This is a genomic window from Roseburia sp. AF25-13LB (assembly GCF_003478915.1).
GTDB lineage: Bacteria > Bacillota > Clostridia > Lachnospirales > Lachnospiraceae > Roseburia_C > Roseburia_C amylophila.
The window spans coordinates 286693-310911 of sequence record NZ_QUFO01000001.1; the positions used below are offsets into that span (position 1 = coordinate 286693).

A 24219-nucleotide genomic window follows, 5' to 3' on the forward strand; every position below is an offset into this window, starting at 1 on the left:
GGTCAAGGAACAAGGCGTAGCCGATACGCCGTAGGGCAGTCCTTGACGGAACGGACATGGCTAACAGTACCATGATATAGCAGAGGACTTGAAAGGTTAGAAACCTTGCAAGTCCTCTTGTTTGTTATTGGGCGTTATATTTTAAGTAAAGTGATTCTTTTATTTGCTCTTTTTCAAATGCTTTTATGTGAGCGTCTTGTATTCCGTTGTCGATATAAAAGCAATCGTCAGTTTTTGAGTAGGCAAGTTTGGTAACTTTCGGTTCATAGGTTTTTGTATCAATTCCATAATAGTAAATTGTGGCGGTTGTTAATACCATGTTAATACTTTCAAAATCTCTTGTAAAAATAGTATGCCTGTCGGAATAGAAGAAATCAGACGGACATGAGTATTGGATCAATTACCAGAAAGGCAAAGGAAGTGAAGAGTTCCAAAAGTATATGGAAGATCTGACAGACATGCAGAATCATGTGCTTCCGTATCTGCAGAGTTTTTGCAATCTGGAGGAAAAAGGTGTGAAGGAGAGACGAGAACAGCAGATAGCAGAAAGATATGAAGGAAGAGCAGATGAGAGGGTAACAAGTACCGAAGCGAATGAAGTTGTTAAGGATGTAGGAAAAACAGATAGAAAACCGGCACAGCAGAAGCAGGCGGTAGATGGAAAAGATAAGAAATTATCCATTCATGAACGGCTTGAGATCAATAAGAGGATTATTCAAGAAAAGCAGGGAAAAGATAAAACGGAGAGAGGAGTTGATTTGGGTGTAAGGACAGTGTAGAATAAGCAGAACGAGTCGGAGGTCATGGATGATAACGTGGCTTCCGGCTTTATTGCGTATTGTCGGAAGAATTATAAATGGTATAATGAATGTAAATGCGATAAAAGAATGTCGCCTGTTATGCGACTTCCAAATGAGAAAAGTGTGTTATTCTGAGATCAAACAAGAGGCTAATAGAGTCAGGAGGATGACATTATGAGTAAAAAAGGATATAGCAGACCAGGATTCTTTGGATCCATAAACCATTATGATGCAAACGGAAAAAAGTAGGCGAGAGCAGACCAGGATTCTTTGGTGGTATGAACGACTATGATGCAAATGGAAAGAAAATCGGACATAGTTCGCCTTCCTTTTTTGGTGGTATGAATCATTATGACAATAACGGGCATAAAGTAGGTGAGAGTCGACCAGGATTCTTTGGCGGTTTAAACCATTATGATGACAAGGGGCATAAGCGGGGGCATAGCAATCCAGGATTTTTAGGTGGATTCAATCATTACGGTTAAAACTGCACAGAGAGCAGCACAAGCGGCAAGGGCTGCGGCAAAAGCCGCCGTGGTTACGGTAAAGGCGATTGCCAAAGCGACCGCACTTGCCATTAAAGCGATTATTGCCGGAACGAAAGCCTTGATTGCCGCTATCGCCGCAGGCGGCTGGGTGGCGGTTTTGGTTATTATCGTGATTTGCCTGATTGGTATGATCCTCGGCTCAGTATTTGGCATTTTCTTCTCAGACGAAGATTCCGGCACTGGAATGAGTATGCAGACCGTTGTGCAGGAAATCAATACCGAATACGATACCAAGCTGCAAGAGGAAAAGAACTCGGTATCCTATGATGTTCTTGAAATGAGTGGCAGCAGAGCCGTTTGGAAAGAGGTGCTTGCCGTTTACTCTGTAAAAACGAATACGGATCAAGATAACCCCCAAGAGGTTGCCACAATGGACGATGGCAAAAAGCAACTCTTAAAAGACATCTTTTGGGAGATGAATCAAATATCTTCCCGAACAGAGAGCAAGACCGAAACAGTTATTACCGAAACCGATGACGGACACGGTAATATCGTGGAAACTGAAAGCACGGTCACACAAACCTATCTGTATATTACCGTCAGCCACAAGACTGCCGAGGAAATGGCGGCGCAATATGGTTTTAACGAAGAACAGAAAGGCTACCTCGCTGAACTGCTTGCAGATGAAAACAATTACCTTTGGTCACAGGTGCTTTACGGCATTACAGGCGGCGACGGACAGATCGTGACCGTTGCACTCTCTCTGGTTGGCAATGTGGGCGGTCAGCCGTATTGGTCGTGGTACGGTTTTAACTCCCGTGTAGAATGGTGTGCTTGCTTTGTATCTTGGTGTGCCAACGAGTGCGGCTATATCGACGCTGGAGTTATCCCAAAATATGCAGGCTGTGTCAACGGAGTACAATGGTTTAAGGATCGTGGACAATGGCTGGATGGCAGCGCCGAGCCTGCCCCCGGAATGATTATTTTCTTCGATTGGGCAGACGAAAGTGGTCAGGATGGATTATCCGACCATACGGGTATTGTTCAAAAGGTCGAAAACGGCAAGGTTTATACGGTCGAGGGCAACTCCGGCGACAGTTGCCGAGTCAATGAGTATTCTATCGGTTATTACGAGATTCTTGGCTACGGCGCACCTGCCTATTAAAATACACAAGCCGCCTGCATTTTGCAGGCGGTTGGATTACATATCAGAAAGATATTGTGCCGGTTTGAAAACTAAAAGTCTCAAAATACAGACTTAATAATTGCGATTTCACTCTCAAAGTGCTATAATACAAACTATATTTGGGTGGAGGTGCGGAAATGAAAGTACGGTACAACAAACTTTGGAAACTTCTGATTGACAAGGGAATGAAAAAGAGTCAATTACGAGAAGCGGTCGGGGCAAGCAAAAGTACATTTGCGAAACTCGGAAAAAATGAAAATGTTACCCTTCCCGTGCTGTTGAATATATGCGAATACTTAGAGTGTGATTTTGGCGACATAATGGAAGCCGTACCCGAAAATGAGGTGTAGGATCAATGAACAAGAAGATTTTAATTGTGGATGACGAAAAAGAAATCGTTGATCTGCTTGAAGTGTATTTGAGTAACGATGGTTATTCAGTATATAAATGTTATAATGGGTTAGAGGCGATGAAATGTATCAAACAGTCGCAGATTGATTTAGCGATACTTGATATTATGCTGCCGGATATTGATGGTTTTCGACTTTGCCAAAAAATTCGGGAAAAGTTTTACTTCCCTATTATTATGCTTACCGCCAAAATTGAGGATAGCGACAAGATTATGGGGCTTACGATTGGTGCGGATGATTATATAACGAAACCGTTTAATCCTTTAGAGGTTGTGGCAAGAGTAAAGACGCAATTAAGGCGTTATCAGAGCTATAACAGTCCTAATTTGAGCCAATCCGAAGAAAAAGACGAGTATGACATCAGAGGTCTACTGATAAACAGAGTCAGCCACAAGTGCTACTTGTATGGCAAAGAAATAGCCTTGACTCCGTTGGAGTTTTCTATTCTGTGGTATCTGTGCGAACATCAGGGTAAAGTTGTCGCCTCGGAGGAATTATTTGAAGCCGTGTGGAAAGAAAAGTATCTTCGCAACAGTAACAATACGGTAATGGCGCACATTGGGCGGCTTCGGGAAAAATTGAATGAACCTTCAAAAAATCCGAAGTTCATTAAAACTGTTTGGGGGGTAGGGTATGAAATTGAATAAAAAAGAAAAAAACTATCTGCTCTCTACCTTGTTCAAAGGGTATGTAATTCAATGTGCGATTTGCTCTGTGCTTATTTTTGGCGGTACTTTTCTTTTAGGAATTATGGCAGAGGAAATTCTCCGCAAGTATGTTTTGTATTATTACTTGTATTACAGAACAGTATATCTTTATATAGTGGCTGTAATCGTGTGGGGTGGCTGTATTATATACATGACATACCTACTTTTGAAAAAAGTAGTCGCCTATGTGTACGAGGTACAGGCTGCGACAGGAAAAATGTTCGATCAGAATGTCAGTTACATTGAAATGTCCCCGGAGTTGAGTGAAATCGCCGCTAACATCAATCAGTTAAAACAAGAGGCTGAAAGTAATGCAAGGCTTGCAAAAGAAAATGAGCAGCGAAAAAATGACCTGATTATGTATCTTGCACACGATTTGAAAACACCGCTTTCTTCTGTAATCGGGTATCTTACTTTACTGCGTGATGAGTCGCAAATCTCAAAGGAACTTCGAGAAAAGTACCTTTCAATCACTCTTGGTAAGGCAGAACGGTTAGAGGATCTGATTAACGAGTTTTTCGAGATAACACGATTCAATATATACGATATTACATTACAATACACGAAAATCAATTTAACTCGCCTGCTGGAGCAACTTGTATATGAATTTAAGCCTATGCTCAAATCAAAGAATTTGCAATGTAATCTTTGTGTTGATGATGATATAATGCTTCGATGTGACGCAGACAAAATTCAGCGTGTTTTTGATAACCTTTTGAGAAATGCGGTTATCTACAGTTTTGAAAATACGGATATCACGATCAGCGCACAATGTCAGGAAGATACGGTCAGCATTATTTTTTGTAACCACGGCGATACTCTGCCGGAAGAAAAGTTAAACAGGATTTTCGAGCAGTTTTATCGGCTTGACGCAGCGAGAAGTACAAGCAGTGGAGGAGCTGGATTAGGTTTGGCGATTGCAAAGCAGATTGTTGAACTACACAATGGTACAATCGTTGCAGAGAGCCAAGAGGATCAAAACAAGTTTTCAATTACTTTGCCGTTGGCGTAGGAAAATTGTAAGAATTTGCATAGAAAAAAAGAGGAATATCTTACGAGCAATCAAGAAAATACGGGCTTCTGTTTTGGTACAATAAAAGTATCAAGATAGAGGCTCGTATTTTTTGTGATACAGCATAAGGAGGAATGATGAAGTTGCTAAGAAAACAAATGCTGCTATGTTCTATTTTGTTTCTTGTATTTACGCTATCTGCCTGCTCTGCAATTGGGCAGACAGACGAAAACAATCTTACAGATAGCGCAACATCCGCAGAAAAAACGGTATCAGTTGTACGAGGGACAATTACTCCAACCGTTTCAACGCAAACGACTATTGTTCCGGCAGTACCGTTTATTATTTCCTCACCCGAAAATGGCATATTTAATACAGCGGTAGAATTAGAAGAAAAAATCACTGCCGGGCAAATTATTGGAACTGTGAACGGCAAAGAATTGAAATCTCCGGTGGATGGTACAATTACCTCTATTGCCCCATCCAATGAAAGCGTACCGAGTAATTATCCCGTAGCGATAGTGCATTATACAGGATTTGCCCTCAATGTAGAGGCAGATAATTTTTTGAGTACCTTACCGGAGTATGCAGAGTTGAAAGCAAAATTTCAAGTATATGATGGTGTAGGACCAACCGATATGATTGCCGTGGTGTCGCCTGCCGCAGATGAAAATGCGTTTACGGGAATCGTGCCGCAAGAGGGCATTCTGCAATGCTTGATCAGTCAAACAGTCGATGTGAAATCGGGGCAAAGTGCAACGGTAGTCATAACGGCGACAACGAGAAATGATGTCCTTATATTGCCGCTGTCGGTAATAGCGGGTAGACAAGGGACGGGATTGGTTACTGTAATTACTCCGAATGGAGAAAGAGTGGAAACAAAAGTGACATTGGGTGTGACAGACGGAGCCAATATAGAAATACTGTCCGGCTTAGAGGAGGGCGATGTAGTTTCTGCTACTCCGCCAAACCTTGATCCGAGGGGGATTTGATAAAATGAAAGGAATTTCCGAAAAGACTTTAATCAAAATAAAGGATTTGAAAGCAAGCGTCAAATTGAATAATGGCGATATGCTGACAACAGTAACCAACGCTAATATGGAATTGCAACGAGGGCGCAGTTATGCCATTGTCGGAAAGTCCGGCTCAGGCAAAACAAGCCTTATATCCATTATTGGCTTGTTAAATCGGGAATATGAGGGCGAGTATCTTTATGATGGTATATCTATTTCTGCTTTGAAAGACCGTGATCTGTCTATACTGCGAGCCAATAATATCGGATTTGTATTTCAGAACTACTCTCTGATTAAGCACTTGCGGGTATGGGAAAATATCGAATTACCCCTACTCTATGCCAAAAAGTCGTTTACCGCCAAACAGCGTCACGAGATAATTACAGGCTTGCTAAAAAGTGTCGGCTTAGAAAGCAAGGAAAATGATTACCCAATCAATTTGTCCGGCGGTGAACAACAAAGAGTTGCAATCGCAAGGGCGCTTGCAGTATCTCCGGAAGCCATTTTATGTGATGAGCCTACGGGAGCGTTGGATAAAAAGACGGGAACGCAGATTATGGAACTGTTGCACAGCGTCGTAAAAGAAAATGGAATTATGCTGCTGTTGGTTACGCACGATCCTGATATTGCAGATACCTGTGATACGATTTTTGAAATGGATGGAGGGAGGATAACTTGTGCTAAAAATGATACTTAAAGACCTTCGTCTGTCTCCACTTAGAAGTATTCTGACAAGTGTTTCAATGCTTGTAGGCATTATCGCAATGCTTGGATCGGTATTAGTTGGTACGCTTGGACGGGAGTATTTGATTTCCGTAAACGCACAGGTATATGGCTGGTCACCTACTTACTCATTCGTGATAACGGAATCCGATTTTCACGATAGAAATAAAATGGAACAATTATTCCAGAGATTTGAAGCCATTGATGATGTAGCCGCTGTTACTTTTTCTATGGGAGAAGATATTCGATTTGCACCAATGAAAGATTTAACGCCAATACCGCCGAATGATGTTTACCAAAACCTGATGGCTTTTGATTTAGTTTGCACCACGGAGGCATATAGTCAAGTCTATAATCTTCCAATGACATCCGGTAGATGGTTAGAGCCTTCGAGTGAGGGCGGATCGCTTGAAGTGGTCATAAACAAAGAAGCTAAAAACTATTTTAATGATTCGCCCTATGCTGCAGGAAATGTAAAAAGCACACTTTCGTTAACCCCATTCAATATTGTCGGAGTAGTAAACGATGGCAGGGATTTTCCGACTATCTATGCGGATTCTGCGGCGATCCTCAATTTCGCACCAGCAATGTGGCAAGTACAAAATGCAAATGTGTATTGGCATCCCACAACAGGACTGACAATCGAACAGATACATTCTGCCCTTGGCGACATTTTGACTGATACCATTGGCGGTTACTGGGAAAGTGCTGGGCGGAGTGATATTGGAGATACCTATGATTCGGTATTGTCCATACTGCAATTAGGGCTTTTGGTTACTTCGCTTTTGTTGCTGTTTGTTTCCGTATTAGGGCAGATCAATATCGGACTATCTTCATTGGAACAGCGCACACATGAGTTGCTGATCCGCAGAGCGATAGGTGCTTCACGAACAAATATTGTGGCATTGGTTTTAGGCTCACAGTTGATTTTATCAATATTCGTTTGCTTTGCAGCTATTTTGATTTCGCTGATTTTGGTGCATTGTATTGGAGCGTTGCTCCCTGTGGATTCCCCGGTGGGAACACCGAGTTATCCAATCAGCGTTGCTGTTGTTGCAGTTGCTGTGTCTGTGCTTACAGCATTATTGGGCGGATTATTACCAGCATTGAAAGCAGCAAAATTAGAGCCTGCATTGGCTCTTAGATAATAAAACTCAATTCAAGGAGGAAACAAAATGAAACGAACAATCTCAAAATCCGAAAGACCGTACAGACTGTTATTGTGTGTTATGATTTCTTTGCTGGTGATTATGCTGGCAGGCTGCTCCACTTCTTCGGACTCCGACACAAACACAAGAGGTTTCACGGACTTTGCTACCATTGAAGAAGAATACCTAACGACCATTGAGAGTTTGAATTGGCCGGAGGGCTTTACGCCGCCTGATGCTTTGGAAGGCGAAGATACGGGAGCGTCTTTTCAGATAGGATATGGCGATACAAGAGCATCTAACCTTTGGGAATATTCTTGGATGCAGGAATGGCTTGATACTTACAATACGGATTCGGAAAGGGCGGCAAAAGCCTTAGCTGAACTCGAAAAAGCCTTTGATATGCCTTATATGGGAACAGATCGCTGTGATGACGCCACACGCAAATATCTTCGTGATAATATTGATAAAGCTAAGTTGGGAGATCCGTCTGGATTTACAGAGTGTATTCAGGCAAATTATGCCGATTAAAAATGGCACATAGGAGTTTTGGTGTTGGGAGGTGAGCACATATATGCAGAGAAAACGCCGTAAGAAAAAACGATTTGGAGTATTTTTGTTTTTGCTTGTAGTTTGTATCGGCATAGGTATAATGTTTGTGCCGTGGGCAATGCAGCCGGAAAATTTCAGAGAGGTAAAGAATAAAATAAATGGTTTTCTCTACAAAGAAGATTTTCCTGACTCTTATAATGCAAAATCGCTGATTTTGGTGGATTGTTCTGATGATGAAATATTTGTTTCAAAAAACGAGAACGAGCCACAAATTCCTGCAAGTTTAGCCAAGCTGTTTGTTATTGAGTATGCGTCAACTTTAGCAGACCTTGATAGTATCGTTGTTGCAGACTATGGTGCTATTTCACTCACGAAACCTGGCTCGTCTGTTGCTCAAATCAAGGAAAAAGAATACTTTTTACACAATCTATTTGCGGCAATGTTAGTACCGTCAGGGAATGACGCAGCTTATGTGGTTGCTGATTATTGTGGAGGATTACTTTCGCCGCAAGCAGAAAGCTGTCAAGAGCGTGTGAGGATTTTCATGGAGAACTTAAACCTGCATTTGCAACAGCAGGGGTACTTAGACACAGTTTTATATGATCCGAGTGGTTTTGATATGGAGGCACTTACCACCACTTTAGATTTGAAAGAAGTAGTATATCGGTTGTTGGAATACTCGTGGTTTAGAGAAATTGTATCTCAAAACACTTATACGGCAACACTGCCTGATGGCAGTACACAAATATGGCAGAATACAAACGCCTTCCTTGATCCGACATCCGAATATTACAACGAAAATGTATGCGGAATTAAGACTGGCTCTCTGTCTGACGACTATAACTTGATTGTGCTTTATCAGCAGCACGGAAAAGAGTTTTTGATATGCAGTTTAGGCTCTCAGTCCGATTCCTCTCGTTATGACGATGTGAATTTTATTCTGAAAACGATTGATGAATCGTATTATCTCACGCAATAAATCTTATGTTGTCCAAGACAAAAAAACTAACCAAGGGGGGTGATAATATCGGACGAATCGTAATAATGGAGTTCAAAGCACAAGACTCAACAGCCTTTGACGATATGCTGGCTTTTGTAAAACAGCACCCTGATTTTGAAAAATTAGAGATTTCATATGAGCCGACATTATCCCTTTCCGGCTTAGAAATCAATTTGAGCCGGCGCAGAGTTATCAATAACGGTCAGGAAATTGAACTGACCGTCAAAGAGTACGATATACTCTGCTTGCTCGCAGCCAATAAAGGTCGTGTTCTTACATACGAGCAGATTTATGATAAGGTGTGGGGCGAAATATCAGCAGGCAATGAAAAGGATACCGTAGGCTTTCACATTCGGAATCTTCGTAAAAAACTTTGTGATACAAACTCTCACTTTTCCATAGATAGTGTTCGTGAGATCGGCTACCGCTTTAACAGTCAGTAAGCAGTCCCTCGTAGTTCATAATGAATTGCGAGGGATTATTCATTTTCTAAGACGGTATGTCGGAATTTGATAAATCCCTGCAAATGTTGATTTTATACGACTGTTAAGAGCAATATCGTGTCTAAACTTGCGACTGGACTTTGCATTTTCTACGAGTTATCTTCGTAATATCTCGGCATTATACTACTGGAATGTTTATCATAAACAGGGCATGATTTATGGCAGAATGGGCAGTCGTTCTCGTGCCATTTATTAGGTCTTGCTTGGATACGAATATGTTTAACTCCATTCTTATCAGAGTAAAGATTACAATTTTTTATAACTGTGTTCTTGACATTAAGGACACTTTTGCATAATGTATTAACTGAAGCCACTTGTGAATACTCCTTTTGTGTTTTTCTTCGCAGTTAATACATTAAAGGACACAAGTGTTTTTTCAATATGGTGTTGTTAATTTATGGTGTTAGGCTTCCACCATTATGCCAGAAGCCTCATATAAATTTATTGGGAAGAGTTACCGATCAAGTTTTCTCAGAATCCGAAGAATGGGATATTGATACGGTGTCAGAAACTATTGCATCGGAATATGAAAGAGCAACGAATCTTTCGATAAATAAAGAGAAGCAGAATTTGCCAATAGAAGAAAAACGAACGATAGATGTTAAAGAAATACGAGAATGGCTGAACTTTATTATTACGATTATATCAGTTGTTTTGGGAGTTACGAATTCTTCAGCAACAACGATAAATAATTACAATTATACACAACAAGTCAATAATTATTACATCGTTGGAATGGGATATGATGCGAAGGAGCTAAATACGACTAAATATAGAATCGTTAATAGAGAATCTATTGTACGACTGAAGCATGACTGCCATTCGATTGTAATTGAAAAGCTTGAGGAAGGGAAAGTTGTTAGAATTATAGATAAATATAAAAAGTGGCGACAGATAATTTGGGAGAATGAAGATGGTGAAGAATGTATGGGGTGGATTCAAAATTATAGATTAACTGAGTTTAAAGTGCCTAGAAATAAATGATGTATATTTGATGAAATAGAATCTATAAGTGAAGGAAGTATTATGTGTGGTAGATATTATATTGATTCTGATATGGCAGATGAAATCGAAAAAGTAGTGCATGATATAGACCAACGGATCCGGCAGGAACATTTTGCAGGAGATATCTTTCCAACCAATGTAGCACCGATCATTGAAAAATCAGAACATGGATTGAAACTGGATGTTTGCAAGTGGGGATATCCATTGTCACAAGGAAAGAATCTGGTTATAAATGCAAGAGCAGAATCTGTTATGGACAAACCTTCTTTTCGAAATGGAATCCTCTATCACCGCATTTTGATACCGGCAAGTGGGTTCTATGAATGGAATCGGTTAAAAGAGAAAAATACATTTTCCAGATATGATGCACCAGTATTGTATATGGCTGGCTTCTGTGATTGGTTTGAGAATGAACGACGATTTGTGATTATGACTACAGCAGCCAATGAATCTATGATAAAAGTACATGATCGTATGCCGCTGATATTGGAAAAAGGACAGCTGAAAGATTGGTTCGATGACAGGAAAATGGAGCAAATTCTGCATCAGGTACCGGTTCAGCTAAAACGAGAGGCAGAATACGAACAGCAGAGCTTATTCTTATAATGGTTCAGAGGAGAAATAGAAAGATGCAAATATTTGTTGATGCAGATGCCTGCCCAGTGGTTGCGATCATTGAAAAGATTGCAAAAGATAATAGTGTTCCGGTAATGTTGTTGTGTGATACAAACCATGTTCTGTCATCGACTTATAGTAAAGTTGTTGTTGTCGGTGCAGGAGCAGATGCAGTAGATTATAAACTGATTAGTATCTGCCATAAAGGAGATATTGTCGTATCACAGGACTATGGTGTGGCTGCAATGGCATTGGGAAAAGGTGCTTATGCTATTCATCAATCAGGTAAATGGTACACGGATGATAATATTGATCAGATGCTAATGGAACGTCACCTGGGTAAAAAAGCCAGAAGAAGTTCCCGTAAATGTCATGTCAAGGGACCGAAGAAGCGGACGGAGGAAGATGATGAAAGATTCGCTCAGTCTTTTGAAAAAATGCTTTTGATGGCACGGGAGAAAGAAGGCAGATGAGGAATTGTAGATGCAGAGGAACGACAGAAGCTATAAAGACTTAAAACAAAAACAGAAGAGTGCAATAGCAGATAAAACATACAAAATGCACTTGAAGTTTTATCTTGAGAATCAGCGAATACATACGCTACAAGGTGTTATGAAAATGGAGTAGACCAACAGGTAGTGCAGAAACTCTTAGGTCACTCAATATTGGCAATGACAACCGATTTATACACTCACGTTTCAGAAGAGAAGAAAAAAGAAGAAGTAGCTGAATTGAAAATATTGGCTTAAATTTGGAGTAAAAATAGAGTAAATCAGAAGATAAATAGCGAAAAACAGCGTAAAACCAACATTCTCAAGTAGATATAAATATTGTTCAGAAATAAATATTTCAAAAAACGAGGATGTGCATTTTGCATATCCTCGCTTGCGTTATAAGAGACTATTTTTTCTTTTTCTGTAACATCTGCATCATCTGCAGCATTTTATCTGCTTTTACACGTTCTGCTTCGGACATATTCTGCTTTAATAATTCAATTAATAAAGTTGTTTCAGTATTCGAAAATGTCATACCGTTTTGTTTGGCATTATTGGCGGCGTTCATGACCGTGGAAGCCATGGATTTGGCATCCTTTGTATCAGTATTATTAGAAGCAAAATCCATAAGAAACTGCAGCTTTTCCGGTGAAATATCATTTAAGGCAGGATTGCCTTTCAAAAAGTCTAAATTCATAAAATCCTCCGTTCTTAACAAGTTGACAGGGAACCATAAAATAACAAATGATAAAGTGATGAAATCAGGAAAACAGGGTATCATAAGCAGACAGCATCTGATACATATTTAAAAAGTTTTCAATATTTTCTTTCTCGCCGGGTGTACACTGTTCGCTGATATCGGTAAGCATCTGAAACATCCGCTCCTGGGGAGAATGGCTGCTGACTTCCTGAATCGTAAGCGTGTCATTGGAAAAAAGCTGGGCTGTTTTTTGTAGTTCCATATATTTGATGAGAAGCGCAAAGGGACGCTGCTGACCGGCGGAAAGATATGGAATCATGGTTTTCATAATCTGTAACTGGTGGTTTTGTAACTGCGAGTCAAAGAAGGTTGGTTTATACTCAGAATCCATAAAATAATCCTTTTTCTTTTAAATTATGATGGAACAGCGGAAAATATAACTTTGACGCATATAATAAAATGTAGAACCTTTTTATAGAAACAGGAAAGGATTTGATGCCAGCATGGGAAAATTAATCATTGACGGAAATGAAGTATATGAAATAGATGAAGAATGTATGAAGAAAAAAGAAACGGAAAAGAAGAAACTGACCGCACCGGAAAAAGGCGGTCAAAGATATGACAGAACAAAGAATGTGTCTTGACACATTCTTGTGCCTGCGGCGGTCGCTTGCGACATCTACCTTATACGCCGCAGTGCGCATCCTCGCGGAGCATTTTTTTGCTTTACAGGAAAGCAATTTCCTGTAAAGTGAAAAAGGGACCTCGTTGAGAGGCCCCCGCTTTGCAGACGAATTAGCATCCACAACCGTTGTTGTTAAATCCGAAGCTGTCACCACAGCCACCACAGAAGAGCAACAGTAAAATAATCCAGATACAGCTGTCGTTGCCGCATCCATTGCCACATCCTCCAAATCCATTGTTGCCGCAGCAGGAGAGTAACAGGATAATCCAGATTAAAGAACAGCAGTTATTTCCTTCGTTACATCCACATCCGCAGCCAGTAGCAGCTAAATCACTCATTTTCAAATCCTCCAAAATTTATCTTACACTTCATAATATGGAAGAAGTAAAAATGTGTGACTAAATTATTCTGAAATTTTTTCGATGCCGGAAATGTCCGGGTGAATTGTCAGGGAATAATTCGTATAGTAAATGACATAACCGGCAACAGCACCGTTTGGTTTCTTTACATTTTTACGCTGTAAATAATCGATTTCAATTTTTTCGTTATCACGGCCGGAAGAATAGTAGCCTGCCAGTCTGCCGGCCTCTTCAAAAGTCCGATCCGGCAGCTCCCTGCCTTCGGTTTTTACAATAACATGGGAGCCGGGCATTCCTTTGGCGTGGAACCACCAGTCATTTCCGTTGGCAACCTTGAAAGTAAGTTCGTCATTCTGGAAATTATTTTTTCCAACATAAATATCAAAGCCATCACTGGAACGATAATGGAATGGTTTACTTTTGGATTTTTGTTTTTTCTTACCGCTCATTTTCCTGCGGATATAGCCATAGGTTTCCAGCTCGTCCCGGATCTGGGCAAGGTCGTCTTCGGATTCTGCAATGGCAAGCGCAGCCTGAATGGTCTGTAAGTGTGCTATTTCTGCCTTGGTTTCTTCGGTCTGGGTATTTAATGCTTCAAAGGTACGCTTTAATTTATTGTACCGGGCAAAATATTTTTTTGCATTGTCCAGTGGAGAAAGTGTTTCATCCAGAGGAATGGTAAGCATTTCACCGGTATAGTAATTTGGCACCTCTACTGATTTGGCTCCTTCGGTAACCTGATAGCCGTAGGTATTTAATAATTCGCCGTATACTTTAAATTTATCACGTTTTTCCGTATCTTTTAACTGTTTTAACTGTAAATCCAGTTTTTTGCTGCTTCGCTCTAAGTGAGTGGATACAATTTTACGCAAATCCACAGATTTTTGACGCATACGGGTGTAGAGGCTGCGGCTGGCATAAAATTGTTCTAATACGGCGGAAATAGAATCTGCCGGTTCAATGTGATAGCCTTCCGTATGTTCATAGCGGGTTGGTAAGATGGCAGCATATTCTGCCGGTTCTTCTCCTTTATAAAGAATACATGGCTTGAAGTTGGCGTTTCCGACATCCTCCATCAGCCAGCTGAAATTATGATAAAGGTGCAGCAGTGCGTCTTCTTCTAAGGTATTAATCGGTGTATCTGCATCTAAAGAAGCACGGTAACAGATTTCTGCTGCAACCTGTCCACTGATTCCGGTAAAAGCAGAAGTAAGTGCTTTGGCAAGTGGCAGTGGAAGAGAAGACGCCTTTTCACAGAACTGTTCATAGGAACAGTCAAGGGGATTCCGCTTGTTCTGGGTCTCCGGGATAAAATATTCTCTTCCCGGCAGAACTTCACGGACGGAACTCATCTGGGATGGAACCCGTTTGATGCTGTCAATAATGCGTTCGTTTTCATCACAGAAAATAATATTGCTGTATTTCCCCATTAATTCTATAATCAGGTTTTTCTTTTTCAGGTCACCCATTTCATCCAAATGCTCGACCGTAATCCGGATGATTCGTTCTAATCCGGGCTGACTGATGGCAATAATCCGGCCGTTGGCAATATGTTTTCGTAATACCATGCAGAAATTCGGTGCAGTCATGGGACTGACTTTATTCTGAGCTGTAAGATAGATATAAGGCAGGGAAGCACTGGCGCTTAAAGAAAGCCGGTACTGGCCGGATGGTGCCTTTATGGTAAGCAGCAGCTCGTCTGCCTCAGGCTGGGCTATTTTGCTGATTCGTCCATTTAAGATTGTCTGATTTAATTCTGCAGTAAGTGCAGCTACGGTAATTCCGTCTAGCGCCATATAATATGACCTCCTTTGGAAAGAATAGATTCTTTTACAGGATTTTATTATAAAGAAATCTTTCTAAAATTTCAATAAATACGGCATTTTGAATTTGACTAATAAAGAAAATTCTACTATAATACATATATCTATGCATTAGGAGGCAGCTATGATTAAAAGTATGACCGGCTTCGGCAGGTGTGAGATAGAGGAAGACAACCGTAAGATAACGGTAGAGATTAAATCAGTAAATCACCGCTATCTGGATGTAAATGTTAAGCTTCCTAAAAAATTAAGTTTCTTTGAAAGTGCCGTGCGTAACTTAATCAAAGAATACATACAGCGTGGAAAAGTAGATATCTTCATTACCTGTGAAGATTTCAACGAAGCCAACTTCTCACTGAAATACAACGAAGAACTTGCTGGCGAATATTTAAAATATTTACAGCAGATGGCAGAGCATTTCCAGCTGGAAAATGATATCCGTGTCAGCACATTGTCACGTTATCCGGATGTTTTTATAATGGAAGAACAGGATAATGACGAAGAAGAACTTTGGGCACTTCTTGAGAAGACATTGCGTAATGCATGTGAGGCATTTGTTGAAACCAGAGAAAAAGAAGGCGAGAATTTAAAAACTGACCTTCTGAATAAATTAGATGAAATGATTGGCTATGTGGACTTTATCGAAGAACGTTCTCCAATCGTTATGAAAGAATACCGTGAGCGATTAGAAACCAAGGTAAAAGAAATTTTAGAAGATAAGCAGATGGATGATGCAAGAATTGCAACGGAGGTTACAATATTTGCTGATAAAATATGTGTGGATGAAGAAACTGTCCGCTTAAAGAGCCATATTGAAGCGATGAAAGCTGCTTTAACAGGCGGTGGAACCGTTGGAAGGAAGCTTGACTTCATTGCTCAGGAGATGAACCGGGAAGCAAATACGATTCTTTCCAAGGCAAGTGATCTTGCAATTTCAGATACCGGTATTAATCTGAAAACGGATATTGAAAAAGTCCGCGAACAGATTCAGAATATTGAATAAATGATTTCCGTAAACCCTGTAGTAAGAATGGAATGGTGAAAAATGGCAGCACTTATGAATATTGGATTTGGAAATGTAGTAAATACAGATAAGATTGTTGCTGTGATTCAGCCGGATTCTGCACCTGCCAAGCGCATGATTCAGAAAGCCAAAGAAGAAGAGTGCGTGGTGGATGCAACCCAGGGAAGACGTACCCGTGCGGTGATTATTACCAACGCCGGATATATCGTTCTTTCTGCGTTACAGCCGGATACACTGACTGGCAGATTTAACGAGATTAGTGGAAATAAACTGAGTGAGGAATAGTAAATGAAAAGAAAAGGTATATTAACCGTAGTATCCGGTTTCTCCGGTGCCGGCAAAGGCACTGTGATGAAAGCTCTGATGGCGGAGTACAAGGATACGTATGCATTATCTGTTTCAGCTACCACGAGAAATCCGAGACCCGGAGAAGTGGATGGTGTTGATTATTTCTTTCGTACCAGAGAAGAATTTGAACAGATGATAGCAGACAATGCGTTAATTGAGCATGCCTGTTATGTGGGAAATTATTATGGTACACCAAAAGCCTATGTAGATGAACAGTTAGAGGCTGGAAAAGATGTAATTCTTGAGATAGAGATTCAGGGAGCACTTGACGTAAAGAAACGTTTTCCGGACATTATCTTAATCTTTGTAACACCACCGGATGCGGATGAATTAAAGAACCGCCTGGTGAACCGTGGAACTGAAGACATGGCAACCATCAATGCAAGATTAAGCAGAGCATCCCAGGAAGCAGAGTTTATGAATCAGTATGATTACATTGTGGTGAACGATACCGTCCCTGCATGTGTGGAGAATATCCACAGCATCATTGAGAACGAACATGATTGTGCATCACGTAATATAAATTTCATCAATAAAATCAGAGAAGAGCTGAAGTGCTTTTCGAAAGGAGAATAAATTATGATACATCCATCTTATGTTGAGTTAATGAAGGTCGTAAATAACGACGTTGAAATCGGAGAAGAACCGGTAGTAAACAGCAGATATTCTATTGTAATTGCTACTGCAAAGAGAGCAAGACAGATTATCGGTGGAGATGAACCGTTGGTTGAAAATGCCAAAGGAAAGAAACCACTTTCTATCGCAGTAGAAGAGCTTTATACCGGAAAGGTAAAAATCATGGGAGAAGATGCTGTTTCAGAAGATAACGAGTAGCATAGCGGGGTTGCCAACATGGTTTGGTAACCCTTTCATCATGTAAGAGAAAAATATATACAGGACTCTTTCCTGTTACGGAGGAATGAATGAATATTTTCTTTGTATCACTGGGTTGTGATAAGAACCTGGTAGATTCAGAATATATGCTTGGTATGATCCGTGATGCCGGATATACCATTATTGATGATGAAACGCAGGCAGATGTGATAGTAATTAATACCTGTTGTTTTATCAATGATGCCAAAGAAGAGAGTATTAACACAATACTTGAAATGGCAGAATATAAGAAAACCGGACATGCAAAGGCATTGATTGTAACCGGGTGCCTTGCCCAGCGTTACCGGAGTGAGATTGAGGAAGAAATACCGGAAGTAGATGCAATTCTTGGAACCAATTCCTATGATAATATTGTTTCTGCTGTGAAAGAAGTTATGGCAGGAAAACATTATACCAATTTAAATTCGCTGGAAGGGCTTCCAACCTTGCATACCAAACGATGTGTTACCACCGGCGGACATTATGCCCATTTAAAAATTGCAGAAGGCTGTAACAAACGCTGTACTTACTGCATCATTCCATATATCAGAGGAAACTACCGCAGTATACCGATTGAAGAACTGGTAGCAACAGCCAGGGAACTGGTAGAGGGCGGTGTAAAGGAACTGATTCTGGTAGCCCAGGAGACCACTCTTTACGGAATTGACCTCTATGGAAAAAAATCCCTGCACCGGCTTTTGGATGAATTAAATAAGATCCCGGGATTGTACTGGATTCGTATTCTTTACTGTTATCCGGAAGAAATTGATGATGAACTGATTGAAGCAATCAAACGAAATGATAAAGTCTGCCATTATCTGGATATTCCGATTCAGCATGCAAATTCAGACGTATTAAAGAGAATGGGAAGAAAGACCAATAAGGATGACCTTGTTCGTATTATTCATCATCTGCGGGAAGAAATTCCGGATATTACGCTCCGGACCACTTTGATCTGTGGCTTCCCGGGAGAGACAGAAGAGCAGCATAAAGAGCTGTTGGAATTCGTACAGGAAATGAAATTTGACCGTCTGGGTGCATTTACCTATTCTCCGGAAGAAGGAACGAAAGCAGCTGAGATGGAAAATCAGATTCCGGAAGAGACGAAGAAGCTGTGGCAACAGGAAGTCATGGAGCTTCAGGAAGAAATTATTTTTGAGAAAAATGAGGATATGGTTGACCGTGAACTTTATGCTTTTATCGAAGGAAAAGTTGCAGATGAGAATGCTTATGTAGGAAGAACCTACCGTGATGCGCCATCTATTGACGGATATATTTTTGTAAATACAGAGGAAACCTTAATGACCGGAGACTTTGCCAAAGTAAAAGTAACCGGAGCTTATGAATATGATTTGATAGGAGAATTAGCATGAATTTACCAAACAAATTAACAATTTTCAGAGTAATTTTGATTCCGTTTTTTGTAGTGTTTATGTTGGCACCGATTTGTCCGGGTTATGCAAATTATATTGCTGTAGCAATCTTTATTGTAGCAAGTCTTACAGACCTTTTGGATGGGAAGATTGCAAGAAAGTATAATCTTGTGACAGATTTCGGCAAATTTATGGACCCGCTTGCGGATAAACTGCTGGTATGTGCCGCAATGATCTGCCTGATTGAAACCGGACAGCTTGCAGCCTGGATTGTAATCGTAATTATCAGCCGTGAGTTTATCATCAGTGGTTTCCGTCTGGTAGCAGCTGATAACGGCGTTGTAATTGCAGCCAGCTACTGGGGCAAATTTAAGACCACATTCCAGATGCTTATGGTCATTGTATTGATTCTTAATTTTGATAACTGTTACTTCCAGTTATTAGGAACCGTACTTACTTATATTGCACTGGTATTAACGGTTGTATCTCTAATTGATTATCTCTGGAAAAACAGAGCTGTTTTAAAAGAACAGAAATAAAGAGGATTCCCATGGAAAAAAGACAGGAAAATCTGGAAGATAAAATTGTAAAACGGCTGGCGGAGAATCATTTATCCATTGCTACCGCAGAATCCTGTACCGGAGGACTTGTAGCCGCAACTTTGATTAATGTGCCGGGTGCTTCGGATGTGCTGGAAGAATCTTATATCACTTACTCGGATGCGGTAAAGCATAAAGTACTAGGTGTATCGGAAGAGACCTTGCAGAAACACACTGCAGTAAGTAAAGAAGTAGCAGAAGAAATGGTTCGTGGCGTAACAAAAGTTGCCGGTACGAATGTCGGAATCTCAGTAACCGGTATTGCAGGTCCTGGCGGTGGAAGTGAAAAGTTTCCGGTAGGACTGGTATACATTGGTTATAAAATAAATGATTTTGTGAAAGTTATACGTTATGTATTTTCCGGAGACCGTAGTGAAGTGCGTATGCATGCGGTGGAGACGGCATTGCAGGAACTGAATGATTTACTGATAAAAGAGGGATTTTAATGAGAATAATAGCCGGAAAAGGAAGAAGCCTTCCATTGAAAACAATTGAAGGGATAGACACAAGACCGACAACAGACCGTATTAAGGAAACGCTTTTTAATATGCTGCAATACGAGATTGCGGACTGCCGGTTCTTAGATTTGTTTGCAGGAAGCGGACAGATTGGATTGGAAGCTGTCAGTCGTGGAGCGAAAGAAGCTGTTTTTGTGGAAAGTGGGAAAAAAGCAGCAGCATGTATACAGGATAATATTAACTTTACCAAATTTAATGACCAGTGTCGTTTACTGCAGATGGATGTCATGGCAGCTATCCGGAGTCTGGAAGGAAAAGGGGCATTCCAGATTATTTTCATGGATCCACCTTACAATCAGGAGCTGGAAAAGGATGTGCTGATGCTGCTTTCGAAATCGACCCTGGTAGATGAAGATACGGTAATTATTGTAGAAGCGTCCCTAAAGACTGGTTTTGAGTATCTTGAGGAGCTTGGTTTTACACTTGATAAATGCAAAAAATATAAGACAAATTTACATGCCTTTATATCCAGAAAGGAATAACCTATGATGAAAAAAGCAATCTATCCGGGCAGCTTTGACCCGGTCACAAATGGTCATGTTGACATGATTGAACGTGCTTCGAAAATAGTGGACGAGCTGGTTGTGGGAGTTTTAAATAACAGTGCAAAAAACTCGTTGTTTTCTTTAGATGAACGTGTTAGTATGTTAAAAGAGATAACAAAAGATATGCCGAATGTAACAGTTGCTTCTTTTGATGGTCTTTTAGTTGACTTTATGGAAAAAATTGATGCAACCATTATCGTCAGAGGATTGCGTGCGGTAACGGACTTTGAATATGAACTTCAGATTGCACAGTCGAACCATCGTGTAAATCCAAAGATAGATACGGTATTTCTTACAACGAATGTAAAATATTCCTATCTCAGCTCTACAATTGTAAAGGAATATGCTTCTTATGGTGGCGATATTTCGCATTTTGTCCCACCACAGTTTATAGAGCGGATTTATGATAAATATAATATCAAAAAATAAGGAGTGTGGACGATGAGTAGCAGAATGGAACAAATCATAGAAGAAATCGAAGAATATATTGATAATTGCAAATATCAGCCATTATCCAGTACGAAAATTGTTGTTAATAAGGATGAGTTAGAAGAACTTCTGACGGAATTAAAAATGAAAACGCCGGAAGAAATCAAGCGTTATCAGAAGATTATCAGCAACAAAGAAGCTATTCTGGCAGATGCCCAGGCAAAAGCAGATGCCATCATTGCTCAGGCACAGGTACAGACCAGCGAGCTTGTCAGTGAACACCAGATTATGCAACAGGCTTATGCCCAGGCAAATGAGGTTGTTATGATTGCTACCAAGCAGGCACAGGAGATTCTTGATAAAGCAACCAATGATGCCAATAATATCCGTATGGGTGCAATTCAGTATACGGACAGCAGTCTTAAGAATATTGAAGAAATTTTAAGTCATGCCATTGAAGGTTCACAGGCAAGATATGATAATCTGATTCATACCCTTCAGGGTTGTCTGGATGTTGTGACGGCAAACCGGAATGAACTGCTTCCAGAGGAAGAAGATGCTTCTTCCGGACAGGCAAAACAGGAAACAACAGCAGAGCCTGCCACACAGGAAGCACCGGCAAATGAGATTCCGGAAGAGTAATATATATTTATCCTGCCGGATATATCATGTACCCCAGAAGGAAAGCACAGAATGCAAGACTGATTCGGACCAGCAGATAATATTTCATGGAGAGCTTCTGGCTTGCAACCATGGAATAGGTCTGGGCGAAGCCACATAATCCGCCAAAAGCGGTAAGACTTAAAATTAAGGCATAAGCAAGCTGTGGAGAGAGAGCTTCTTCGGAAATTTGCCGGATTCCATTTGTAACTTCTAATGGAATACAAAGTGGTAATTGTAAGAGCTTTTGTGGCACATAAAAGGTAATCTGTTCTAACAGAATAGAAAAGAGCATGATATATCCACCGAGTTTACAAAGAATTTCAAAACCGTTCATGATACCGGCATCTATGATTGAAAAGTTTAATTTTAATCGTGGTGCCGTTTCTTTTTGCGTTAGATTATTACGCTGAAAAGTATAGAGAATGCGGCAGAGAATCAGGGGCGGCAGATAGAGGATCCCAAGTGTCGGTAATAAAAGACCGTCCTGCCGGAGTGTATCGTGAACAATATAGCTTGCAATGAACATGGGACTGATATTATTGCAGATGGCAAAGAGAATGACAGCCTCTTCCCTCGACAACTGATTTTCTTCTAACATCTGTGCACAGATACGGCTTCCCATAGGAAAACCAAATAGAAACCCTGACAGAAGTGGAAAACAGGCATTTCTGCTGCAGGGAATCAGGAGATGGATGAATGGATAGAGGATTCCTGAAATATGATAAAAAATCCCGGATGAAATCAGAATATCGGATAGAATGGCAAAAGGAAGCAATGCAGGCAGAATATTCTGGTACCAGAGCATTAGGCCATTTGCTGCGGCAGATACCGTAAGCATGGGATGCAAAAATAATAATATTAAGCACAAAAAAAGAATCAGAAGAGAAATAGTTTTTTTCATAGTTCAATATATTGTATAAAATAACTTTTATGCGAATTATTATGAAGAAGAAAATTTGTGTCATTATTCTCTTTTTTTTGCTGGTTGTCATAGACTGCAGCCTGTTACAGCAGATTCAAAAGCGGGCAGCCTTTTATATAGCATTTGAACAACAGGAGTTCTTTCAGAAACTTCGGAATCAGGAAGTCTCTCCGGAAACGGTGTTAAAATTCAGGAAATATGAGTCTGAAGAAGGTGAGGCTCAGGAAGATATGACATTTACCCGGTATCTTCTGGCATATTATGCTTCAGATTTAACAGAAAAAAACGAGCTAAAAGATGTATACAAAAGATTGCTGCATTTTCATAAAGAAGAAATTGAAAAGCAGGAAGCCTATTTAGACAGTATCTGGTCTGACATTGTCTATTTCCCGGTTCCGGATACCATCTGGGACGAAGAGAAAAAAGTAACTTTTGGAGACACCTGGATGCAGAGCCGCACTTATGGTGGAGACAGAGGACATGAAGGCTGTGATATTATGGCAGATATCAATGAGCGGGGAAATTACCCGGTAATCAGTGTCTGCGATGGAACCATAGAGCAGATGGGCTGGCTGGAACTTGGGGGTTACCGTATCGGAATCCGGAGTCCTCATGGAGCATATTTCTACTATGCACATCTGTCGGATTATGCAGAGGGACTTTCCATCGGAGACGAGGTTCATGCCGGAGAGCTGATTGCATTTATGGGAGATACCGGATATTCTAAGACAGAAGGAACCGTCGGTAATTTTGATGTGCATCTTCATTTTGGAATTTATTTAAATGATGAAAATAAACGGGAGTTTAGTGTAAATTCCTATTCCATCCTGCAATATCTCTATCAGGAGAAGAAAATATTACATTATCAATATTAAGATTTAAATTAGGATTTAAATTAGGATTTGAATTATAAGAAACACGCTTTGCGAGCTTCTCGAGTTATCGCGGTGTCTGCCAAATCAGAGTAGTAAAGGAACGTATCAGAATGAAAGATTTGAGATTAGATAAATTTTTAACAGAAATGGGCAAGGGAAGCAGGAGTCAGGTGAAAACATATATTTCCAAGGGACGTGTTACCGTAAATGGAGAAATCATCAAACGTCCGGAATACAAGATTTCACCGGAAAAGGATATTGTTAACCTCGAAGGCGAAAAGGTTAATTATTCCCAATGGGAATATTATATGCTAAATAAGCCTGCCGGCTGTGTCAGTGCCACGGAAGATAAGCATTTTCCAACTGTAGTTTCCTTCATAGAAGATGCTGTAAGAAAAGATTTGTTTCCGGTAGGCAGACTGGATAAGGATACGGAAGGGCTGCTCCTTATCACCAATGACGGTGCGTTGGCTCATGAGCTTTTATCTCCGAAGAAACATGTGGCAAAAACTTATTATGCCAGAATAGAAGGAAAAGTGACTGCTGAAGATGTTGCGGCTTTTCGGAAGGGTCTTGATATCGGAGAGAAAAACCTCACAAAGCCTGCTGAACTTGTGATTTTAAAAAGTGATTCAGAATCAGAAATTGAAGTTACTATTACCGAAGGAAAATATCATCAGATTAAGCGGATGTTTGAAAAAACAGGAAAAAAGGTCATTTATTTAAAACGGCTTTCCATGGGAAGCTTAAAGCTGGATGAAACTCTGGCAACAGGAGCGTATCGCCCATTGACGGAGTCAGAATTACAGGCATTAAAGGAAGGATAA

At 40.4% G+C, this 24219-nt stretch carries 34 protein-coding genes and 2 pseudogenes; 30 read left to right on the plus strand and 6 right to left on the minus strand.

What is annotated here, in order from left to right; all coding sequences use genetic code 11:
- Nucleotides 1-124 precede the first annotated feature (124 nt).
- A complete protein-coding gene (locus DWY37_RS01370) occupies nucleotides 125-319 on the minus strand; it encodes a hypothetical protein (RefSeq protein ID WP_242986196.1) in 195 nt (64 codons plus the stop codon).
- A gap of 67 nt (nucleotides 320-386) precedes the next feature.
- Between DWY37_RS01370 and DWY37_RS01375 the strand changes: the two are divergent.
- The 16 genes and pseudogenes from DWY37_RS01375 to DWY37_RS16375 form a co-directional block, all read left to right on the plus strand.
- Nucleotides 387-779 (plus strand): annotated as a pseudogene (locus DWY37_RS01375) (YodL domain-containing protein); the annotation flags it as partial.
- Nucleotides 780-1078: 299 nt separating this feature from the next.
- The gene (locus DWY37_RS01380; protein WP_012744284.1) at nucleotides 1079-1285 is read left to right on the plus strand and encodes a hypothetical protein; all 207 of its coding nucleotides are present in this window, start codon (nucleotides 1079-1081) and stop codon (nucleotides 1283-1285) included.
- Nucleotides 1263-2453, plus strand: a complete 1191-nt coding sequence (locus tag DWY37_RS01385) for a CHAP domain-containing protein (protein WP_008703824.1) — start codon at nucleotides 1263-1265, stop codon at nucleotides 2451-2453. Before DWY37_RS01380 ends, DWY37_RS01385 begins: the two co-directional genes overlap by 23 nt.
- Before the next feature lie 158 nt (nucleotides 2454-2611).
- The gene (locus DWY37_RS01390) at nucleotides 2612-2824 is read left to right on the plus strand and encodes a helix-turn-helix domain-containing protein (RefSeq protein ID WP_008703822.1); all 213 of its coding nucleotides are present in this window, start codon (nucleotides 2612-2614) and stop codon (nucleotides 2822-2824) included.
- Between the two features lie 5 nt (nucleotides 2825-2829).
- On the plus strand, nucleotides 2830-3531 hold the full coding sequence (gene vanR, locus DWY37_RS01395) for a VanR-ABDEGLN family response regulator transcription factor (protein WP_004853366.1): 702 nt from the start codon (nucleotides 2830-2832) through the stop codon (nucleotides 3529-3531).
- A complete protein-coding gene (locus DWY37_RS01400) occupies nucleotides 3518-4603 on the plus strand; it encodes a sensor histidine kinase (protein WP_008703821.1) in 1086 nt (361 codons plus the stop codon). The genes vanR and DWY37_RS01400 overlap by 14 nt, the downstream gene beginning before the upstream one ends.
- A 137-nt stretch (nucleotides 4604-4740) precedes the next feature.
- The gene (locus DWY37_RS01405; RefSeq protein ID WP_020994032.1) at nucleotides 4741-5595 is read left to right on the plus strand and encodes a hypothetical protein; all 855 of its coding nucleotides are present in this window, start codon (nucleotides 4741-4743) and stop codon (nucleotides 5593-5595) included.
- A gap of 4 nt (nucleotides 5596-5599) precedes the next feature.
- Nucleotides 5600-6313 (plus strand): ABC transporter ATP-binding protein, encoded by a 714-nt coding sequence (locus DWY37_RS01410; RefSeq protein ID WP_004853372.1) that lies wholly within the window; start codon nucleotides 5600-5602, stop codon nucleotides 6311-6313.
- Nucleotides 6303-7487 (plus strand): ABC transporter permease, encoded by a 1185-nt coding sequence (locus DWY37_RS01415; protein WP_117456454.1) that lies wholly within the window; start codon nucleotides 6303-6305, stop codon nucleotides 7485-7487. The genes DWY37_RS01410 and DWY37_RS01415 overlap by 11 nt, the downstream gene beginning before the upstream one ends.
- A 27-nt stretch (nucleotides 7488-7514) precedes the next feature.
- A complete protein-coding gene (locus tag DWY37_RS01420; protein ID WP_015514509.1) occupies nucleotides 7515-8018 on the plus strand; it encodes a hypothetical protein in 504 nt (167 codons plus the stop codon).
- A gap of 43 nt (nucleotides 8019-8061) precedes the next feature.
- Nucleotides 8062-9018 carry a D-alanyl-D-alanine carboxypeptidase family protein gene (locus DWY37_RS01425; protein ID WP_012744280.1) on the plus strand — a complete coding sequence of 319 codons (957 nt, stop codon included), beginning with the start codon at nucleotides 8062-8064 and terminating at the stop codon, nucleotides 9016-9018.
- Between the two features lie 5 nt (nucleotides 9019-9023).
- Nucleotides 9024-9482 (plus strand): winged helix-turn-helix domain-containing protein, encoded by a 459-nt coding sequence (locus tag DWY37_RS01430; protein WP_012744279.1) that lies wholly within the window; start codon nucleotides 9024-9026, stop codon nucleotides 9480-9482.
- Nucleotides 9483-9923: 441 nt separating this feature from the next.
- Complete coding sequence (locus DWY37_RS01435) at nucleotides 9924-10526, plus strand: hypothetical protein (RefSeq protein ID WP_015514507.1); 603 nt, start codon at nucleotides 9924-9926, stop codon at nucleotides 10524-10526.
- A 42-nt stretch (nucleotides 10527-10568) separates the two neighbouring features.
- The gene (locus DWY37_RS01440) at nucleotides 10569-11153 is read left to right on the plus strand and encodes an SOS response-associated peptidase (protein WP_012744277.1); all 585 of its coding nucleotides are present in this window, start codon (nucleotides 10569-10571) and stop codon (nucleotides 11151-11153) included.
- Between the two features lie 23 nt (nucleotides 11154-11176).
- Nucleotides 11177-11635 carry a YaiI/YqxD family protein gene (locus DWY37_RS01445; protein ID WP_117841085.1) on the plus strand — a complete coding sequence of 153 codons (459 nt, stop codon included), beginning with the start codon at nucleotides 11177-11179 and terminating at the stop codon, nucleotides 11633-11635.
- Between the two features lie 132 nt (nucleotides 11636-11767).
- Nucleotides 11768-11911: pseudogene (locus DWY37_RS16375) on the plus strand (tyrosine-type recombinase/integrase); the annotation flags it as partial.
- Nucleotides 11912-12062: 151 nt separating this feature from the next.
- On the opposite strand, the gene DWY37_RS01455 reads toward DWY37_RS16375, so the two are convergent.
- Both DWY37_RS01455 and DWY37_RS01460 read right to left on the minus strand, forming a co-directional pair.
- Nucleotides 12063-12353, minus strand: coding sequence for a hypothetical protein (locus DWY37_RS01455; protein ID WP_117698642.1), 291 nt, complete (start codon nucleotides 12351-12353; stop codon nucleotides 12063-12065).
- A 64-nt stretch (nucleotides 12354-12417) separates the two neighbouring features.
- Nucleotides 12418-12747 carry a hypothetical protein gene (locus DWY37_RS01460; protein WP_117841084.1) on the minus strand — a complete coding sequence of 110 codons (330 nt, stop codon included), beginning with the start codon at nucleotides 12745-12747 and terminating at the stop codon, nucleotides 12418-12420.
- A 112-nt stretch (nucleotides 12748-12859) separates the two neighbouring features.
- On the opposite strand from DWY37_RS01460, the gene DWY37_RS15925 reads away from it, so the two are divergent.
- A complete protein-coding gene (locus DWY37_RS15925) occupies nucleotides 12860-13000 on the plus strand; it encodes a hypothetical protein (protein WP_197420807.1) in 141 nt (46 codons plus the stop codon).
- Between the two features lie 151 nt (nucleotides 13001-13151).
- Here DWY37_RS15925 and DWY37_RS01465 read toward each other — a convergent pair whose 3' ends face one another.
- Together DWY37_RS01465 and DWY37_RS01470 are read right to left on the minus strand one after the other, a co-directional pair.
- Entirely contained in the window at nucleotides 13152-13379 is a 228-nt protein-coding gene (locus DWY37_RS01465; protein ID WP_022243866.1) for a hypothetical protein, read from the minus strand.
- Between the two features lie 65 nt (nucleotides 13380-13444).
- A complete protein-coding gene (locus tag DWY37_RS01470) occupies nucleotides 13445-15196 on the minus strand; it encodes an Rqc2 family fibronectin-binding protein (protein ID WP_117698641.1) in 1752 nt (583 codons plus the stop codon).
- A gap of 151 nt (nucleotides 15197-15347) precedes the next feature.
- Here DWY37_RS01470 and DWY37_RS01475 point away from each other — a divergent pair, with 151 nt between their 5' ends.
- From DWY37_RS01475 to DWY37_RS01520, 10 genes are all read left to right on the plus strand, one after another.
- The gene (locus DWY37_RS01475; RefSeq protein WP_117698640.1) at nucleotides 15348-16226 is read left to right on the plus strand and encodes a YicC/YloC family endoribonuclease; all 879 of its coding nucleotides are present in this window, start codon (nucleotides 15348-15350) and stop codon (nucleotides 16224-16226) included.
- A 42-nt stretch (nucleotides 16227-16268) separates the two neighbouring features.
- Nucleotides 16269-16532: a DUF370 domain-containing protein gene (locus DWY37_RS01480; protein ID WP_117698639.1), complete on the plus strand. Its 264-nt coding sequence runs from the start codon at nucleotides 16269-16271 to the stop codon at nucleotides 16530-16532.
- A gap of 3 nt (nucleotides 16533-16535) precedes the next feature.
- Nucleotides 16536-17171, plus strand: coding sequence for a guanylate kinase (gene gmk / locus DWY37_RS01485; RefSeq protein WP_118541991.1), 636 nt, complete (start codon nucleotides 16536-16538; stop codon nucleotides 17169-17171).
- Nucleotides 17172-17174: 3 nt separating this feature from the next.
- Nucleotides 17175-17429 (plus strand): DNA-directed RNA polymerase subunit omega, encoded by a 255-nt coding sequence (gene rpoZ, locus DWY37_RS01490; protein WP_022243861.1) that lies wholly within the window; start codon nucleotides 17175-17177, stop codon nucleotides 17427-17429.
- Nucleotides 17430-17518: 89 nt separating this feature from the next.
- Nucleotides 17519-18841, plus strand: coding sequence for a 30S ribosomal protein S12 methylthiotransferase RimO (rimO, locus tag DWY37_RS01495; RefSeq protein WP_118172556.1), 1323 nt, complete (start codon nucleotides 17519-17521; stop codon nucleotides 18839-18841).
- On the plus strand, nucleotides 18838-19380 hold the full coding sequence (gene pgsA, locus DWY37_RS01500; protein WP_022243859.1) for a CDP-diacylglycerol--glycerol-3-phosphate 3-phosphatidyltransferase: 543 nt from the start codon (nucleotides 18838-18840) through the stop codon (nucleotides 19378-19380). Before rimO ends, pgsA begins: the two co-directional genes overlap by 4 nt.
- Before the next feature lie 11 nt (nucleotides 19381-19391).
- Nucleotides 19392-19886, plus strand: a complete 495-nt coding sequence (locus DWY37_RS01505) for a CinA family protein (RefSeq protein WP_117946974.1) — start codon at nucleotides 19392-19394, stop codon at nucleotides 19884-19886.
- Nucleotides 19886-20440, plus strand: a complete 555-nt coding sequence (gene rsmD / locus DWY37_RS01510; RefSeq protein WP_117698636.1) for a 16S rRNA (guanine(966)-N(2))-methyltransferase RsmD — start codon at nucleotides 19886-19888, stop codon at nucleotides 20438-20440. The genes DWY37_RS01505 and rsmD overlap by 1 nt, the downstream gene beginning before the upstream one ends.
- 6 nt (nucleotides 20441-20446) lie before the next feature.
- Entirely contained in the window at nucleotides 20447-20932 is a 486-nt protein-coding gene (gene coaD / locus DWY37_RS01515) for a pantetheine-phosphate adenylyltransferase (RefSeq protein ID WP_022243856.1), read from the plus strand.
- Between the two features lie 12 nt (nucleotides 20933-20944).
- A complete protein-coding gene (locus DWY37_RS01520; RefSeq protein WP_118544390.1) occupies nucleotides 20945-21574 on the plus strand; it encodes an ATPase in 630 nt (209 codons plus the stop codon).
- A 7-nt stretch (nucleotides 21575-21581) separates the two neighbouring features.
- Here the strand turns inward: DWY37_RS01520 and DWY37_RS01525 are convergent, their stop codons facing one another.
- Nucleotides 21582-22355 carry a hypothetical protein gene (locus DWY37_RS01525; protein WP_330417529.1) on the minus strand — a complete coding sequence of 258 codons (774 nt, stop codon included), beginning with the start codon at nucleotides 22353-22355 and terminating at the stop codon, nucleotides 21582-21584.
- Here DWY37_RS01525 and DWY37_RS15750 point away from each other — a divergent pair.
- The 3 genes from DWY37_RS15750 (at nucleotide 22292) to DWY37_RS01535 (ending at nucleotide 24219) form a co-directional block, all read left to right on the plus strand.
- Nucleotides 22292-22429, plus strand: a complete 138-nt coding sequence (locus DWY37_RS15750; protein WP_158575638.1) for a hypothetical protein — start codon at nucleotides 22292-22294, stop codon at nucleotides 22427-22429. The genes DWY37_RS01525 and DWY37_RS15750 overlap by 64 nt on opposite strands.
- A 108-nt stretch (nucleotides 22430-22537) precedes the next feature.
- Entirely contained in the window at nucleotides 22538-23392 is an 855-nt protein-coding gene (locus DWY37_RS01530) for a M23 family metallopeptidase (RefSeq protein ID WP_243092073.1), read from the plus strand.
- A gap of 110 nt (nucleotides 23393-23502) precedes the next feature.
- Entirely contained in the window at nucleotides 23503-24219 is a 717-nt protein-coding gene (locus tag DWY37_RS01535) for a pseudouridine synthase (RefSeq protein ID WP_117946969.1), read from the plus strand.